We start from the raw sequence: 16,219 nt of genomic DNA, 5'->3' as shown, positions 1-16,219 counted from the left end.
CCCTCACTCGTTGACGGCAACGATGTGGCGCGGCGGGGTAGCCAGCACCGGTTCGCGCACCAGGTCGGTCACCTGGCCATCGACGATGTGCACGTTGCGCTGCGCGCGCGCGGCCAGTTCCGGGTCGTGGGTGACCATCACGATGGTGGTGCCGGCGGCATTGATCTCCTCCAGCAGTTCCATCACGCCGCGGGCCATCTGCGTATCCAGGTTGCCGGTCGGTTCGTCGGCCAGCAGCAGGCGCGGGCTGCCGGCCAGCGCACGCGCGATCGCCGCACGCTGCTGCTGGCCGCCGGACAGTTCGTTCGGGTAATGCTTCATGCGTGAGCCCAGGCCGACCTGGGTGAGCGCCTTCTCGATGCGTTCGCGGCGCTCGTTGGCACTCATCTTCCGGTAGCGCAGCGGCACGTCGACGTTGTCGAACAGGTTCAGGTCGGGAATCAGGTTGAAGCCCTGGAAGATGAAGCCGATCTTCTGGTTGCGCAGGCGGCTGCGGGCGTCATCGCCCAGCGTGCTCACGTCCTGGCCGTCAAGCAGGTAGGTGCCGCTGGTGAAGGTTTCCAGCAGGCCGGCGATGTTGAGGAAGGTGGTCTTGCCGGAGCCGGACGGGCCGGTGACCGCGACGAACTCGCCTTCCTTGACCTGCAGTTCCAGCGAGCGCAACGCGTGGGTTTCCACCTGTTCGGTGCGGAAGACCTTGGCGACCGAACGCATTTCGAGCATGTACATGGGGTGTCCTCTCTCCAGGATTCAGGTATCAGTTGACGGAGACGCGTTCGGCGTCCTTGAACAGGTCGCTGCCGGAGACCACGATGCGGTCGCCCGGCTGCACACCCGACTTGATTTCCACTTCGCCCAGGCTGCTGACGCCCAGTTCCACCGGACGCCGCACCGCGGTGCGGCCATCCATCACGTAGGCCACGCCATTGCCCTGTTCGACGAACGGGCCGCGCTCGACCTTCAGCACGTCCTTGCGGGTATCGAGCAGCACGCGCACCGACATCCGCTGGCTCTGGCGCAGGCCTTCCGGCTGCGCGCTGGCGAAGCGCACGCGGGCGTTGACCTCGCCGTTGACCACTTCCGGCGACACCGCGCTGATCTCGCCCGGGAACGGCTTGCCATTGCCGCCGGTCAGCTGCGCCGGCATGCCGATCGCCAGGTCGCGGGCGAAGCTCTCCGGCACCTTGATCTCGACCTCGAACTTGGACAGGTCGACCACGCCCAGCACCGGCGCGTTGGCAGCCAGGTTGGTGGACTGGACCGCCTGCACCTGGCCGACCTGGCCGTCAAACGGTGCGCGCAGGGTCAGTGCGTCGACCTGGCGCTGCACTTCGGCCACCACGGCCTTCTGGCGGTCGGCCAGCAGGCGCTTGTTGCGGGCATCCAGGTCGGCGCCCTGGCTCTGCAGGCGCGCATCGGTGGTGGCGTTGGCCAGGGTGATGTCGGCCTTCTTCAGCGAGTCCTTGGCCTTGGCCAGGTCGATCTGTGGCACCGCACCGCCGTCGTAGCCGCGCTGGAAGCGCTGCAGGTCGCGGTCGGCGGCCTGGCGCTCGATGGTGGCCTGGTCGGTTTCCTTGCGCGACTTGGCGCGGGCCAGGGTGGCGTCCAGCGCGGCACGGCTGGCCTCGGCTTCCAGGCCGGCCAGGGTGGCCTGTTCCTGGGCCAGCTTGCTGCGCAGTTCCGGGCTGTCGATGACCGCCAGTTCCTGGCCCTTCTTGACCACGTCACCGGCGACCACTTTCAGGTCCACGGTGCCGGCCGAGATGGCGTACAGGATCGGGCTGTTGGCGGCGATCACCCGGCCGTCGGCGGCGATGTCGCGGACCAGGTCGCCGCGCTTCACTTCGGCGATGCGCACCCGGCTGCTGTCGAAGGAGCGGCTGGCATTGGACCAGGCATGCACGGCCCAGCCGATGCCGGCCAGCAGCACGATGGCGCCCAGCGCCGGCCAGCGGTAGCGCTGCCAGTTGGCGCGGGTGGCGCCGGCGGGGGCGGAGGAAACGATCTGGTCCTGTGCGGAAGTGTCGCGGATCATCGGGTGCGTGCCTGACGGTGGTAGCCAGTACCAAGCACGTAGCGTGCCAACTTTATTTCCTTTCAGTTCAACAGGTTGGGCGGGCCGCTGGAGTGTCCGGGTGTCCGCGGACACCTTTCCGGACACTTTCATTAAGCGGACAGGAGGGGGAAGCCGGACACGCGGGCTAGAATGCGCCGATCGTCTTGAAGGAAACGCGTGACATGTGTGGAATCGTGGGTGCAATCGCCGATCGCGACGTGGTGCCGGTGCTGATCGAAGGCCTGAAGCGGCTTGAGTACCGTGGTTACGACTCCTCGGGCATCGCGGTGATCGATCACGCCGAGCGCCCCGAAGTACGTCGTGTCCGCCGCACCGGTCGCGTGTCGGAAATGGCCACGGCGGCCGAGGCCGAAGGGTTCAATGCGGTGCTGGGTATCGGCCACACCCGCTGGGCCACCCACGGCGGCGTCACCGAGGCCAACGCGCATCCGCACATCAGCCACGGCGTGGCGCTGGTGCACAACGGCATCATCGAGAACCACGAAGAGCAGCGCGAGAAGCTGCGCGCGCTGGGCTACACCTTCGAGTCGCAGACCGACACCGAAGTCATCGCGCACCTGATCCATCATCACCTGAAGGGCGGCGATGACCTGCTGGTGGCGCTGCAGCACACGGTGAAGGAGCTGACCGGCGCCTACGCGCTGGCCGTGGTCAGCCGCGCCGAGCCGGAGCGCTTCGTCTGCGCGCGCATGGGCTGCCCGCTGCTGGTGGGCCTGGGCGAGGGCGAGAACTTCGTCGCCTCCGACGTCTCGGCGGTGATCTCGGCCACCCGCAAGGTGATCTTCCTGGAAGAGGGCGACACCGCCGAGATCCGTCGCGATGGCGTGCGCATCTTCGATGAGCATGACCGGCCGGTCGAGCGCGATGTGCACCTGTCCGACGTGTCGCTGGCATCGCTGGAGCTTGGCCCGTACCGCCACTTCATGCAGAAGGAAATCCACGAGCAGCCGCGCGCGCTGGGCGACACCATCGAGGCGGCGATCGACGCCGGTGGTTTCCCGGCCGAGCTGTTCGGCAAGAATGCCGAAGCGGTGCTGTCGGGCATCGAGGGCGTGCAGATCATTGCCTGCGGCACCAGCTACTACGCCGGCCTGACCGCGCGCTACTGGATCGAGGCCATCGCCGGCCTGCCGTGCAGCGTGGAGATTGCCAGCGAGTACCGCTACCGCGCCGCGTATGCCAACCCGAAGCACCTGATCGTCACCATCTCCCAGTCCGGCGAAACGCTGGATACGATGGAGGCGCTGAAGTACGCCAAGGCGCTTGGCCACAAGCACACGCTGTCGATCTGCAACGTGCCGGAAAGCGCGATTCCGCGCGCCAGCGAGCTGGTCTGCTACACCCGCGCGGGCGCGGAGATCGGCGTGGCTTCGACCAAGGCCTTCACCACCCAGCTGGCCGCGCTGTTCCAGTTGACCGTGGTGCTGGGCAAGCTGCATGGCCGCATCGACGCGGCGCAGGAAGCGGATTACCTGGAGCAGCTGCGCTTCCTGCCGGGCAGCGTGCAGCACGCACTGAACCTGGAGCCGCAGATCGCGGCGTGGGCCGAGCGCTTCGCGCGCAAGTCCAATGCGCTGTTCCTGGGCCGTGGCCTGCATTACCCGATCGCGCTGGAAGGCTCGCTCAAGCTCAAGGAGATTTCCTACATCCACGCCGAGGCCTACCCGGCGGGCGAGCTGAAGCACGGCCCGCTGGCGCTGGTGGACGAGGACATGCCGGTGGTGGTGATTGCCCCCAATGACAGCCTGCTGGAGAAGGTGAAGTCGAACATGCAGGAAGTGCGCGCCCGTGGTGGCGAGCTGTTCGTGTTCGCCGACCAGGACAGCAACTTCAATGAGTCCGAAGGCGTGCACGTGATCCGCACGCCGCGCCATGCCGGCGTGCTCAGCCCGATCGTGCACACCATTCCGGTGCAGCTGCTGGCCTACCACACCGCGCTGGCACGCGGCACCGACGTGGACAAGCCGCGCAACCTGGCCAAGAGCGTGACGGTGGAGTAACACTCCCGGATCCGTTGAATGCTGCATGCGAAAGGGGCCCGCGTGGCCCCTTTCGTTTGCGTGGTTGGCCATGCCAAGTGGGACAGCCGCCGGGTGTTCTGTCCGCCGTCGGCAGCAGGCAATCATTCTTTAATGCGTGGCATTGGCTGTATTCAGCGGCGGTTTCAGCCGCGGTGCCATTCTCTGGATCGTCGGTTGGTTCCCACGACGAACTGTCCTATCGATGCCGGTAGTGACCGATGGTCGCAGTCGTAGAATCGATTTGACCGAGGTCCGGGTTGAGCGGTTGAGCCCACCTCGTTCGCGTTGCAGCACATCGCCTGCCGATCCATTCCACGCGGCGGCCGGGTGCGCCAGACGTGCGCTGAAAGGTCTGTTCCCGGGGAGGGGGCGTATCGGAAGAGCACACTTTTTTGACTTCAGTGACCTGCACCAGGAAACAAGAATGAACGTCCGCGAACTCCTGCAATCCAAGAAAGAAGCTGTCATCACCATCGACGCCGAAGACACCATCGGTGCCGCCGCCCACAAGATGAGCGCGAACAGGATCGCTGCGCTGGTGGTGATGAAGGACGATGCCCCGGTCGGCATCATTTCCGAGAAGGACATCGTGCGTACCCTGGCCGACGACGGCCCGCAGGCCGGCCGCCGGGTGATCTCCAGCCTGCCGTCCACCGGCCTGGAAGGCATTGCGCCGGACGCGACGCTGAAGCAGGCCATGTCGTTGATGACGTACTCGCGGCGCCGTCATCTGATGGTGACCGACGGCAACCAGCTGGTCGGCATCCTCAGCCTGGGCGATATCGTGAAGAACCTGCTGGGCGAGCTGGAACTGGAAAAGGCCGTGCTTCAGGACATCTACATGGCCGCCCACTGAGGGCTGCAGCGCTGGAAGCAGGGAAGCCGGGCATTGCCCGGCTTCTTCGTTCACGGCTTCGGTGATATCAGAACGTGACCTTTACCGAGTCGGCGCTGTAGTTCGCCGGACCGTGATAGACCACTTCGATGTTGTTGCCGTCCGGGTCGAGCACGAAGGCGCCGTAGTAGCCCGGGTGGTAGGGGCGTTCGCCCGGCGCGCCGTTATCGGTGCCGCCGGCGGCGATCGCGGCGGTATGGAAGGCATCGACGGTGGCGCTGTCGCGGGCCTGGAAGGCCAGATGGTGCCGGCCGGTCAGCTGGCCGGCGGCGGCCTCGCTGCTGGCGCTGGAAATGAACAGCTCATCGGCCCAGAAGTAATCATCGCCTTCGCCGGCGATCGGGATGCCGATGGTGTCGAACACCGCCTGGTAGAAGCGGCGGCTGGCCACCAGGTCACGCACCACCAGCTGGATGTGGTCGATCAGGCGGCCGCGGTGCAGTTCCATCGTTTCCATACGAACCTCGCAAAAAAGGGGACGGAGGGGATTAAGTCGCTTCCGGCCAATAGTGCCAGAAACGACTTAATCCCCTCCGTCCCCTTTTTGTCAGTTGGCGATGATTTCGACCCAGTAGCCGTCCGGGTCCTTGATGAAGGCCAGATTCTTCATGCGGCCGTCGGTCAGGCGTTTCTGGAAGGTCACGCCGAGGTCCTCGAAGCGCTGGCAGGCGGCCTCGATGTCCGGCACCGACACGCAGATGTGGCCGAAGCCGCGCGGGTCGCTGTTGCCGTCGTGGTACACCGCACCGGCCTGGGTTTCGGTACCGTGGTTGTGGGTCAGTTCCAGCACGCCCGGCAGGCCGGCCATCCACAGGCGGCGCTGGCTGTCGTCTTCCGGCACCACTGCGCCGGCCGGCACGTAGGCCAGGAAGTACAGGCTGAACTGGGCGTCCGGGAAGTCGCGCTTGTCGATCAGCTGGTAACCCAGCACGCGGGTGTAGAAGTCCAGCGAGGCGGTGATGTCCTTCACCCGCAGCATGGTGTGGTTGAACACGAAGCCGCTGGTTTCGGCCGGGGCCTGGGCGGCGACGCCGGGGACATCGCGCAGGGCGGGAATGGTCATGGGGGAGGTCCTTCAGACGGGGCCGTTGCCGGCCGGATGGCGCCATTCTACCGGCCCGCACCTGACGGCACCGCGACGTACAATGGCCGGATCGCACCGTTCCGTCCTGATAACGATTGCCCGCCATGTCGCAGCGTGAATGGGTGGCCGCCGCCATCCGCAAGATCGAAGCCGATTTCAACCGTTCCGCCGATACCCATCTGATCCCGCTGGCGCTGCCCGGGTTCGAGGGCATCGACCTGTACCTGAAGGACGAGTCGAGCCATCCCACCGGCAGCCTCAAGCACCGGCTGGCGCGCTCGCTGTTCCTGTACGCGCTGGCCAACGGTTGGTTGCGCGAGGGCCGGCCAGTGATCGAGGCCTCCAGTGGCTCGACCGCCGTGTCCGAAGCCTATTTCGCGCGCCTGCTGGGCCTGCCGTTCATTGCGGTGATCCCGGCCACCACCTCGCCGGAAAAGATCGCGGCGATCGAGTTCCATGGGGGCCGCTGCCACCTGGTCGAGCGCGCCTGCGACCTCAACTGTGATTCGGAAAAGCTGGCCCGCGAAACCGGCGGCCACTTCATGGACCAGTTCACCTATGCCGAGCGGGCGACCGACTGGCGTGCCAACAACAACATCGCCGAATCCATCTTCAAGCAGATGGCCGAAGAGCCCAGCCCGGTTCCGGAATGGATCGTGTGCAGCCCGGGTACCGGCGGTACCGCCGCCACGCTGGGCCGTTATGTCAGCTACCGCCGGCATGACACCCGCATCCTGTGCGCGGACCCGGAAGTGTCGGTGTTCTTCGACGGCTACAAGGCTGCCGTGGCCGGTGAACAGGACTGGCGTGGACTGACCTGTAGCGGTGGCTCGCGCGTGGAAGGCATCGGCCGGCCACGGGTGGAGCCGAGTTTCATCCCGACCAGTGTCGATGCGATGGTGAAGGTGCCCGATGCGCTGAGCCTGGCCGCGATGCGCCATGTCAGCCGCCAGCTCGGCCGCCGTGTCGGTGGCTCCACCGGCACCAACTTCATCGGCGTGCTGCAGGCCGCGCAATGGATGCGTGAGGCGGGCCACCAGGGCAGCATCGTCAGCATCCTGTGCGACAGTGGCGAGCGCTATGCGCAGAGCTATTACGACCCGGCGTGGTATGGGCGGCAGGGGATCGATGTCGACGGCGCCGATGCGCAGCTGGCGGCGGCGGTGGCCGGGCAGGGGTTGCCCGAACTGCCGTGGTGCAGCCTGGAAGCGTTGTAACGCGGCAACGCACGCCCGGCTGTGCATCGGCTGGGTAGCGTCTACTGTTGGTCGACCGCTCCACGTTCAGGTCGCCAGAATCCCGCGCTGCGCGCGAAAGTCGACCCACAGTCGACTCCACCCGGTCGCCGGGGCGTCTCAATACCCCGCTGCGGTGAACGCATCCAGCACCGCATCGCGCAGCGCATCAGGCAACGCCTCGATGTCCATCGCGCGGTCATCCAGGTGCAGGCTGGGGTCCAGGATGCTGGCGCGTCCCTGGGCCAATGCCTGCAGCCACAGCAGCACGCAGATCACGAACTCGCGCTCGTGGCCCAGCTGCAACTGGCTGGCGCCGCGCTCGATCACCTCGAACGGGTACCACTCCTGGGCATCGTTGAACGTGCCGCCCTGCTGCAATACCGCCTGCAGCTGCTCCAAATGGCGGGGGGCGTCGTCGCCGGCATCGCACAGCGCGGCGATCCAGGCCAGTTCTGCCGGGCTGGCGGACAGCGCCAGCGAGCGCGCCGGTGAGATGGATGCCACTGCAGCCAGACCTTCCATGTAGGGCCTCGTTCGGTAAGTACCGCTGCGGACTCCCCCGCAGCCAGAGCTTCGGTGCGCGGCCGTCAGGCCGACGTGAACGCCGGCGCATGCCCCCTTGTCAGCCGCGCCTGTCAGCGCCATATCTGGGAAGCTGCCCGCCCGCCGGGCCCGTTCCCTGGAGATCTGCCGTGACCGTTGCCAACCCCCTGCTCGACTTTTCCGGACTGCCGCGCTTTGACGCGATCCGCCCCGAGCACGTCGCGCCGGCGCTGGATGTGCTGCTGGCCGAGGCCGAAGCTGCCGTCAGCGCAGCCGAGCGGGTGCAGCCGGTGCGTTGGGACACCTTCGTCACCCCGCTGGATGACGCCACCGAGCGCCTGTGGCGTGCCTGGGGCCTGGTCGGCCACCTGCAGGGGGTGGTCAACACCCCGGAACTGCGTGAGGCCTACAACGGCAACCTGCCGCGGGTGACCCGTTTCGCCAGCGCGCTGGGCCAGAACCTGGCGCTGTATCGCCAGTACCAGGCACTGGCCGCCAGCCCGGAGGCCGCGCATTTCAATGAAGCCCAGCGCAAGGTGCTGGACAACACGCTGCGTGACTTCCGCCTGGGCGGTGCCGAGCTGGCACCTGAGGCGCAGCAGCGCTTTGCGGCGATCAAGGAGGAACTGTCGGCGCTGTCGGCCAAGTTCTCGCAGAACGTGCTCGACGCCACCGATGCATGGTCGCTGTACATCGAGGACGAAGCGCGACTGCTGGGCCTGCCGGAAGACGTGAAGGCTGCCGCGCGCGCTGCGGCAGAGAAGGACGGCAGGACCGGCTGGAAACTGACCCTGCAGATGCCGTGCTACCTGCCGGTGCAGACCTGGGCTGAAGACCGCGACCTGCGCGAGATCCTGTACCGTGCCAGCGCGCAGCGTGCATCGGAGTTCGGCGATGACGCGCTGGACAACAGTGGCAACATCGACCGTATCCTTGCCCTGCGCGCCGAACTGGCCGCGTTGCTCGGCTTCGATTCGTACGGCCATTACTCGGTGGCGACCAAGATGGCGCAGGACCCGGCCGAAGTACTGGGTTTCCTGCGTGACCTTGCCGCGCGAGCCAAGCCGTTCGCGGCCAAGGACCGCGCCGAGCTGGAGCAGTTCGCACGCGAGCAGCTGGGCATCGATGCCCTGCAGGCCTGGGACCTGGCGTTCGCCGCCGACCGCCTGAAGCAGGCGCGTTACAGCTATTCCGAGCAGGAAGTGAAGCAGTATTTCACCGAACCGAAGGTACTGGGCGGCCTGTTCTCGGTGATCGAGCAGCTGTATGGCCTGCATGTGCAGGAAGACAGCGCACCGGTGTGGCACGAAGACGTGCGCTTCTTCCGCCTGGTCGATGCGCAGGGCGCGCTGGTCGGCCAGTTCTACCTGGACCTGTACGCACGCGAGGGCAAGCGCGGCGGTGCGTGGATGGACGATTGCCGCAACCGTCGCGTGCGTGGCGACGGCAGCGTGCAGACGCCACTGGTCTACCTGGTGTGCAACTTTGGCCGGGGCGCCAACGGCAGGCCGGCGACCTTCAGCCACAATGAAGTGACCACGCTGTTCCATGAGATGGGCCACGGCCTGCACCAGCTGCTGACCCGCATCGGCGAACTGGGCGTGGCCGGCATCAACGGCGTGGAATGGGACGCGGTGGAGCTGCCCAGCCAGTTCATGGAGAACTTCTGCTGGGAATGGGACCACCTGCAGGGCATGACCGCGCACGTGGACAGTGGCGAGCCGCTGCCGCGCGCGCTGTACGAGCGCATGCTGGCGGCGCGCAATTTCCATAGCGGCATGGCCACGGTGCGCCAGCTGGAGTTCGGCCTGTTCGACATGCTGCTGCACAGCCAGTTCGAACCGGCGCAGGACAGCGTGCTGGCACTGCTGGACCGAGTGCGCGCGGAAGTGGCCGTGAACCACCCGCCGGTCTGGAACCGCTTCCCGCACCAGTTCAGCCACATCTTCGCCGGTGGTTACGCCGCGGGTTACTACAGCTACAAGTGGGCCGAAGTGCTCAGCGCCGATGCCTACGCCGCGTTCGAGGAAGCGCCGCAGGCACTGGCTGAAACCGGTGCACGCTTCCGCGATGAGATCCTGTCGCGTGGTGGCAGCCGCCCGGCGGCGGAGAACTTCAAGGCCTTCCGCGGCCGCGCGCCGCAGATCGACGCGCTGCTGCGGCACTCGGGCATGGCGTAAGCGAAAAAAAGGGGACGGAGGGGATTAAGTCGTTTGTGCACAAACGACTTAATCCCCTCCGTCCCCTTTTTCTATTCGGCGTAGATCATCTTCCGGGTCATGCCGCCGTCGACGATGAAGTCCTGGCCGGTGCTGAAGCCGGACAGCGACGACAGCAGGTACACCGCCAGCGCGCCGATGTCCTCGGGGCGGCCGACCCGGCCGACCGGGTGCTGTGCCTGGTCGATGGCCGAGTACTCCGGTGCGTGTCGCCGCGAGGGGGCCTGCCAGGCCGTGGTGCCGATCCAGCCCGGACTGATGCTGTTGACCCGCACCGTTGGGCCGGCACTGATCGCCAGCGCATGGGTGAACGCCACCAGCCCGCCTTTGGCCGCAGCATAGGCCTCGCTGTGCGCTTCGGATTGCCAGGCGCGGGTCGAGGCGATGTTGATGATTGCGCCGGCGGCGCTGGCCGTCAGCGCCGGTAGTGCGTGCTTGCTGCACAGGAAGGCGCCGTGCAGCGAGGACAGGCGGCGCTGCCACTCGTCCCAGTCCATGTCCTGCAGCTGCGTGCCATGCGGTCCGGCGATGCCCGCGTTGTTGACCAGCCCGTCGATACGGCTGAAACGCCGCAGGGCCACGGCGATGAAGTCGCGCACGCTGGCTTCGTCGGTGATGTCCAGGCGCTGGAATGCGGCCTCGCCACTACGCTGCCATTCCGCCAGGCACGCCTCGCCGGCCTCCACGTCCAGGTCGCCGATCAGCACGCGTCCGCCGGCACCGAGCACGGCCTGTGCGATGCCACGGCCGATGCCGTTGGCGCCGCCGGTGACCAGCACCACCTTGCCCGACAGCGGCGCGGCCGGCCATGCGGCAATCGGCGGCACCGTGCTCACGTCAGGTCTTCGCCACGCAGGCGGCGATGCCAGCCGTCCACGCCGATGCGGTCCAGGGTCTGGATGTTGCGCTCGACGATCACGTCCGGGTCCGGATAGACATCCACTGCGCGCGCCACGCTGTCTTCGCGCAGCAGGTGCAGGGTGGGGAAGGGCGCGCGATTGGTGTAGTTGCTGGCGTCGTCCGCTGCCACGCCGTCGAACTGGTAGTCCGGGTGGAAGCTGGCCACCTGCAGGATGCCCTGCAGGTCCAGTGCCTCGATCGCGGCGTCGGCGTTGTCGAGGAAATCGTTGTAGTCGAGGAAGTCCGTCAGCACCTGCGGATGCACGATCAGCGTGGTATCGATCTGCTCGGCCGGCGTATCGCGCAACAGCACCAGTTCCTCGGCCAGCTGCTCAACCAGCGCTTCCGGCGTGGTCGCATCACTGAGCACGATGCGGACCTGGTCCTTCACATACACCGCCTTGGCGAACGGGCACAGATTCAGGCCGATGACGATGCGCTCCAGCCACAGGCGGGTGGCAGCGATCAGGTCATCGGTGGGCAGGGGGGAATCGGTCATGGCGGGCACGTCGGCTGGCGGGGCCGCCATTGTAGGCGCGTCGCTGGCAACGCGCCGTCGTGCCTGCCGCTGGCAGCGCCGGGGCATGCCCGGCGGATGCCTCAGTCGCGGAAGTTGTTGAACTGCAGCGGCAGCTCGAACTTGCCGGCCTTGAGCACGGCGATGGCGTCCTGCAGGTCGTCGCGCTTCTTGCCCTGCACGCGCAGCTTGTCGCCGTTGATCTGGCTTTCCACCTTCAGCTTGGCATCCTTCAGCGCCGCCGCGATCTTCTTGGCGATCTTCTGCTCGATGCCCTGCTTGACGGTGATCTTCTGCCGGGCCTGGGCCAGGTTGGTCTCGATGTCGCCGAACTCCAGGCTGAGCACGTCGATGCCGCGTGCGGCCAGGCGAGCACGCAGGATGTCGTTCATCTGCTTGAGCTGGAATTCGGTCGGCGCGGTCTGATTGATGACATCGCCGTCGCGCTCGAACTTTGCGTCCATGCCCTTGAAGTCGAAGCGGGTGGCCAGTTCGCGGTTGGCCTGGTCGATGGCGTTGGTCAGCTCGTGGGTGTCGACTTCGGACACGACGTCGAAGGAAGGCATGGGCGGTGCTCCGCAGGTTTCAGTGGCGATCATTCTATCGCGAGGGCCCGCATGCCCGCCCTTTGTAGCGCCGAGCCCACGCTCGGCGGCTTTGTGAAGGGCAGCCGAGCGTGGGCTCGGCTCTACAGAAAGCGACGACCGGGCGATAATGGGCCATGAACGTGCAACGCTCCCCTTCGCGTGCGGTGGCCTGGATGGTCGCTGCGGTCGCCTGTTTCTCGCTGATGGACGCTGGCATGAAGCAGCTGTCGGCCAGCTATCCGACCCTGGAAGTGACCTTCCTGCGCGGCGCGGCCTCGTTGCCGTTCGTGCTGGTCTGGGTGTTGGCCAGCGCCGGCCCGCGCTCGCTGGTGCCGCGTCGCTGGGGCCTGCACCTGCTGCGTGGCGCGCTGGGCATGGCGATGATCGGCTGCTTCGTGTTCGCCCTGCGCGACCTGCCGCTGTCCACCGCCTACACCATCTATTTCGTCGCCCCGCTGCTGATCGCCGCCTTGTCGGTACCGCTGCTGGGCGAGCGGGTCGGGCCACGGCGCTGGGTCGCCATCGGCATCGGCCTGGTCGGCGTGCTGGTGGTGCTGCGGCCGGGCGTGGACGGTTTCATCTCGGTGCCCGGCCTGATGGTGCTGGCTGCGGCCACCGCCTATGCCGTGGCGGCGATCACGGTCAGCCTGCTGACCCGCACCGATACCTCGCAGTCGATGGTGGTCTGGTTCCTGGTGATCATGGCCATCGGTGCCGGCCTGCTGTCCCTTCCCGGCTGGGTGCCGCTGCAGCTGGCGCATGCGCCGCTGATCGCCGGCATGGGCCTGGCCGGGGCGCTGGGCCAGATCGCCCTGACCAAGGCGTTCCAGCTGGGCGAGGCCTCGATGATCGCGCCCTTGGAATACAGTGGCCTGGTCTGGGTGATCGGTTGGGATCTGGCCTTCTGGGGCCAGCTGCCTGATGGCTATACCTGGGTGGGCGCCGCGATCATCGTGGCTTCGGGGCTGTACCTGCTGCATCGTGAGCGCCTGAACCGGGTGCAGCCACCTAAGCCGCTGGACCATCCCTGAGCCGGTTGGGCCTGGGAATGGGGTCAGAGCCCCTGCGGGGATCCGACCCCGGGGTCGGATCCCCGCAGGGGCTCTGACCCCAGCCAACACGTCGGCGCGGGCGGCTTAGAACCAAAAGGAATAACATTCTGGCCCATGGCGCGGGCGCGCGACCGCCTGCGCTGGTAGGCTGCACGCCCCCTTCCGTCACCCAGCCGGTGAGCCACGCCCGTGATCGAGTTCCAGCGCCTGCACAAATCCTATGCCGTTGCCGGCCGCGAAGTCAGCGCGCTGCAACCGCTGGACCTGACCATCGAGGCCGGTGAGGTATTCGGCATCATCGGCCATTCCGGCGCGGGCAAGTCGACCCTGATCCGCATGATCAACCGCCTGGAAGAACCCAGCGGTGGCCGGTTGCTGATCGGTGGCGAGGATGTCACCGCACTGGATGCGGACGGCCTGCGCACGCTGCGCCGGCGCATCGGCATGATCTTCCAGCACTTCAACCTGCTGTCGTCGCGCACGGTGGCTGGCAATGTCGCCTTCCCGCTGGAGCTGGCCGGCACGCCGCAGGCGGAGATCGACGCGCGCGTGGCCGAGCTGCTGCAGACCGTGGGCCTGGAAGCGCATGCGCAGAAGTATCCGGCGCAGCTGTCCGGCGGCCAGAAGCAGCGTGTCGGCATCGCCCGTGCGCTGGCGACCCGCCCGCAGATCCTGCTGTGCGACGAGGCCACCAGCGCGCTGGATCCGCAGACCACCGCCTCGGTGCTGTCGCTGTTGTCGAAGATCAACCGCGAGCTGGGCCTGACCATCGTGCTGATCACCCACGAGATGGACGTGATCCGCCGTGTCTGCGACCGCGTGGCCGTGCTCGATGCTGGCCAGATGGTCGAGACCGGTCCGGTTACCCGGGTGTTCCTGCATCCGCAGCACCCGACCACGCGGCGGTTCGTCAGCGAATCGGAGCACGTGGACGAAGGGGCGTTGCACCGCGATTTCGACGTGGTGGGCGGGCGCATCGTGCGCCTGACCTTCCTCGGCGGCGACACCTACGAACCCCTGCTGGGCAGCGTCGCGCGCCAGACAGGGGTCGACTACAACATCCTGTCCGGCCGTATCGACCGGATCAAGGACACCCCCTATGGCCAGCTGGTGGTCGCCCTGGTGGGCGGTGACCAGTCCGCCGCGCAGGCTGCCTTCGTGGCTGCCGGCGTGCATGTCGAGGAGCTGCGTCGATGATCATCGCCACTGCCGGCGGTTTCTTCCGTCACCTGGATGCGGGCAAGTGGGCCGACATCGGCCAGGCCACCTTCGACACCCTGCTGATGCTGCTCGGTTCGCTGCCGCTGACCCTGGCCATTGGCCTGCCGCTGGGCGTGCTGCTGTACCTGTTCGGGGCGCCGCAGATGAAGCGCCGGCCGTTTGCCTATGGCGTGCTGGCTCTGGTGGTGAACCTGCTGCGTTCGGTGCCTTTCATCATCCTGATGATCGTGCTGATCCCGGTCACGCTGTTCCTGATGGGTACCTCGCTGGGCGTGCGCGGCGCGATCGTGCCGCTGGTGATCGGCGCGGCGCCGTTCTACGCGCGCCTTGTCGAGACCGCGCTGCGCGAAGTGGATCGTGGCGTGATCGAGGCGACCCAGGCGATGGGCGCCACCACCTGGCAGCTGGTCACCCGGGTGCTGCTGCCGGAAGCACGACCGGGGCTGATCGCCGGGGCGACGGTCACCACCGTGGCCCTGATCGGCTTCACCGCGATGGGCGGTGCGATCGGTTCCGGTGGCCTCGGCGACCTGGCGTTCCGCGATGGTTACCAGCGTTCGCACACCGACGTGGCGCTGGTCACCGTGGTCCTGTTGCTGGTCCTGGTGCAGCTGCTGCAGATGCTCGGCGACCGCCTGGTCGCGCATTACAGCCGCAAGTAACAGAATGCCGGGCGGCAGCCGGCCAGCGGCCGGCTCTACCCGATTGCCGGGAAAAAAACGGTAGTGCCGGCCGCTGGCCGGCAATTCCACGTGCGGTCAACGCGCGTTCGGTACTTCGTAGCCCAGCTTGCCGACCTGTTCCGGATGCTGAGGCACGCGCTTGAGCTTGTCGGTGTTCACGCCGTACTCGTCGCGCAGGCGCTCGGCCAGCTCCTTGTACAGGGCTTTGTCCATGTCCGGCTTGCGCGCGAAGATCCAGGCCATTTCGCGGCCCGGATAACCGATCAGTGCCCATGAATAGTCCGGGGCCACTTCCAGTACCCGCGAATGGGTCGGCACCACGCGATAGAACCAGGTTCGCCAGCCATGGTTGCCGCTGTCCGGATCGACGCTGGCACGTGCGCGAATTTCCTGCAGTGGTTCGCCGAAGCCATCACGGTAGCGGTAGGTGATGGCGACCTTGTGCTCGTCGCGCAGCTCGTACTCGTTGACGCTGGCGACATGCCCGCGTTCGATGAAGTTCGGCACGCGGCCGATCACATACCAGGTGCCCATGAAGCGCTTCAGGTCGATCGGCGCCCCCGGGTCGGCCGCGTCGGTGGCGCTGGCGCGGGGCGACGGCGGCTCACTGGCGGCCATGGCAGGACCTGCCAGGGACAGAGCCAGCAGCACGGCGCAGAACGGGCGGATCGAAGTCATGCGGGAGCGGGCTCCAGTGGGCTTGCACGCGCATGGTCGACTGTGTGCACGCGATCCGTCAATGGTGTCGCATCCTGTGAGAAGGGGCTTGCCCAAGCTGTGTTGCATTGTCTACCGGAGAAGCCCCCATGAACGCTCGTTCCGTCCGTCGCCCTGCAACTGAACGCGTCATCGAACGCGCCGACCCACGCCTGCTGCGCGGCGTGCGGCAACTGGCGCTGGCCGGACTGGCGCTGATCCTGGTCTGGCCGGCGGCACGCGGCAGCAGCGCGTGGCTGGGCTGGCTGCCGATGTGGCTGGTGGGCATGCCGCTCGCCGCCTGGTGGGCGCTGCTGCGCTTTCCGCTGCCGCACCCGTCATGGCGATGGCGGGCGCGGCGTACCGGTGGACAGGCGCGCCGTCGGCCGGCTTCCGCCGCACGCGGCCGGCGCGGTCCGGCGGCCACGGCCTGACCTTCGACACGGGGGAGGCCGCGACATTCCGTGCTAGCGTTCCCCGGCTTAT

At 67.1% G+C, this 16,219-nt stretch carries 17 protein-coding genes; 8 read left to right on the top strand and 9 right to left on the bottom strand.

Annotated elements, in window-relative coordinates:
* Positions 1–3 precede the first annotated feature (3 nt).
* Together QP609_RS18075 and QP609_RS18070 are read right to left on the bottom strand one after the other, a co-directional pair.
* Positions 4–729, bottom strand: coding sequence for an ABC transporter ATP-binding protein (locus QP609_RS18075; RefSeq protein ID WP_014648484.1), 726 nt, complete (start codon positions 727–729; stop codon positions 4–6).
* A 28-nt stretch (positions 730–757) separates the two neighbouring features.
* Complete coding sequence (locus tag QP609_RS18070; RefSeq protein WP_014648483.1) at positions 758–2,035, bottom strand: efflux RND transporter periplasmic adaptor subunit; 1,278 nt, start codon at positions 2,033–2,035, stop codon at positions 758–760.
* A 203-nt stretch (positions 2,036–2,238) separates the two neighbouring features.
* On the opposite strand from QP609_RS18070, the gene glmS reads away from it, so the two are divergent.
* Both glmS and QP609_RS18060 read left to right on the top strand, forming a co-directional pair.
* Positions 2,239–4,077 (top strand): glutamine--fructose-6-phosphate transaminase (isomerizing), encoded by a 1,839-nt coding sequence (gene glmS / locus QP609_RS18065; RefSeq protein ID WP_014648482.1) that lies wholly within the window; start codon positions 2,239–2,241, stop codon positions 4,075–4,077.
* A gap of 445 nt (positions 4,078–4,522) precedes the next feature.
* On the top strand, positions 4,523–4,954 hold the full coding sequence (locus QP609_RS18060) for a CBS domain-containing protein (protein WP_014648481.1): 432 nt from the start codon (positions 4,523–4,525) through the stop codon (positions 4,952–4,954).
* A 67-nt stretch (positions 4,955–5,021) separates the two neighbouring features.
* On the opposite strand, the gene QP609_RS18055 is transcribed toward QP609_RS18060, so the two are convergent.
* Complete coding sequence (locus QP609_RS18055; protein ID WP_041863842.1) at positions 5,022–5,450, bottom strand: VOC family protein; 429 nt, start codon at positions 5,448–5,450, stop codon at positions 5,022–5,024.
* A gap of 90 nt (positions 5,451–5,540) precedes the next feature.
* On the bottom strand, positions 5,541–6,056 hold the full coding sequence (gene gloA, locus QP609_RS18050) for a lactoylglutathione lyase (RefSeq protein WP_014648479.1): 516 nt from the start codon (positions 6,054–6,056) through the stop codon (positions 5,541–5,543).
* 125 nt (positions 6,057–6,181) lie between these two features.
* Here gloA and QP609_RS18045 point away from each other — a divergent pair, with 125 nt between their 5' ends.
* On the top strand, positions 6,182–7,294 hold the full coding sequence (locus QP609_RS18045; RefSeq protein ID WP_014038552.1) for a PLP-dependent cysteine synthase family protein: 1,113 nt from the start codon (positions 6,182–6,184) through the stop codon (positions 7,292–7,294).
* Between the two features lie 138 nt (positions 7,295–7,432).
* On the opposite strand, the gene QP609_RS18040 is transcribed toward QP609_RS18045, so the two are convergent.
* Positions 7,433–7,837: a hypothetical protein gene (locus QP609_RS18040; RefSeq protein WP_014648478.1), complete on the bottom strand. Its 405-nt coding sequence runs from the start codon at positions 7,835–7,837 to the stop codon at positions 7,433–7,435.
* Positions 7,838–8,007: 170 nt separating this feature from the next.
* On the opposite strand from QP609_RS18040, the gene QP609_RS18035 reads away from it, so the two are divergent.
* Positions 8,008–10,038, top strand: a complete 2,031-nt coding sequence (locus QP609_RS18035) for a M3 family metallopeptidase (RefSeq protein ID WP_049440000.1) — start codon at positions 8,008–8,010, stop codon at positions 10,036–10,038.
* Between the two features lie 71 nt (positions 10,039–10,109).
* On the opposite strand, the gene QP609_RS18030 is transcribed toward QP609_RS18035, so the two are convergent.
* The 3 genes from QP609_RS18030 to QP609_RS18020 all read right to left on the bottom strand — a co-directional run bounded on the left by QP609_RS18030 (position 10,110) and on the right by QP609_RS18020 (position 12,060).
* Positions 10,110–10,913, bottom strand: a complete 804-nt coding sequence (locus QP609_RS18030; RefSeq protein ID WP_032961223.1) for an SDR family oxidoreductase — start codon at positions 10,911–10,913, stop codon at positions 10,110–10,112.
* Entirely contained in the window at positions 10,910–11,476 is a 567-nt protein-coding gene (locus tag QP609_RS18025) for a DUF1415 domain-containing protein (RefSeq protein ID WP_197621303.1), read from the bottom strand. The genes QP609_RS18030 and QP609_RS18025 overlap by 4 nt, the downstream gene beginning before the upstream one ends.
* Positions 11,477–11,577: 101 nt before the next feature.
* Positions 11,578–12,060 carry a YajQ family cyclic di-GMP-binding protein gene (locus QP609_RS18020; protein ID WP_197621304.1) on the bottom strand — a complete coding sequence of 161 codons (483 nt, stop codon included), beginning with the start codon at positions 12,058–12,060 and terminating at the stop codon, positions 11,578–11,580.
* Positions 12,061–12,215: 155 nt separating this feature from the next.
* On the opposite strand from QP609_RS18020, the gene QP609_RS18015 reads away from it, so the two are divergent.
* From QP609_RS18015 to QP609_RS18005, 3 genes are all read left to right on the top strand, one after another.
* Complete coding sequence (locus QP609_RS18015) at positions 12,216–13,112, top strand: DMT family transporter (protein ID WP_014648474.1); 897 nt, start codon at positions 12,216–12,218, stop codon at positions 13,110–13,112.
* A 210-nt stretch (positions 13,113–13,322) separates the two neighbouring features.
* The gene (locus tag QP609_RS18010) at positions 13,323–14,330 is read left to right on the top strand and encodes a methionine ABC transporter ATP-binding protein (RefSeq protein WP_014648473.1); all 1,008 of its coding nucleotides are present in this window, start codon (positions 13,323–13,325) and stop codon (positions 14,328–14,330) included.
* Positions 14,327–15,016: a methionine ABC transporter permease gene (locus QP609_RS18005; RefSeq protein ID WP_014648472.1), complete on the top strand. Its 690-nt coding sequence runs from the start codon at positions 14,327–14,329 to the stop codon at positions 15,014–15,016. Before QP609_RS18010 ends, QP609_RS18005 begins: the two co-directional genes overlap by 4 nt.
* Before the next feature lie 96 nt (positions 15,017–15,112).
* Here QP609_RS18005 and QP609_RS18000 read toward each other — a convergent pair whose 3' ends face one another.
* Entirely contained in the window at positions 15,113–15,715 is a 603-nt protein-coding gene (locus QP609_RS18000) for a lipocalin family protein (RefSeq protein WP_014648471.1), read from the bottom strand.
* A gap of 128 nt (positions 15,716–15,843) precedes the next feature.
* Between QP609_RS18000 and QP609_RS17995 the strand changes: the two genes are divergently transcribed.
* Positions 15,844–16,167 (top strand): hypothetical protein, encoded by a 324-nt coding sequence (locus tag QP609_RS17995; protein WP_032961212.1) that lies wholly within the window; start codon positions 15,844–15,846, stop codon positions 16,165–16,167.
* Positions 16,168–16,219 lie beyond the last annotated feature (52 nt).

This window comes from Stenotrophomonas sp. 8(2023) (assembly GCF_030345295.1).
GTDB classification, from domain to species: domain Bacteria; phylum Pseudomonadota; class Gammaproteobacteria; order Xanthomonadales; family Xanthomonadaceae; genus Stenotrophomonas; species Stenotrophomonas muris.
This window is presented reverse-complemented; position numbering and strand designations above follow the sequence as displayed.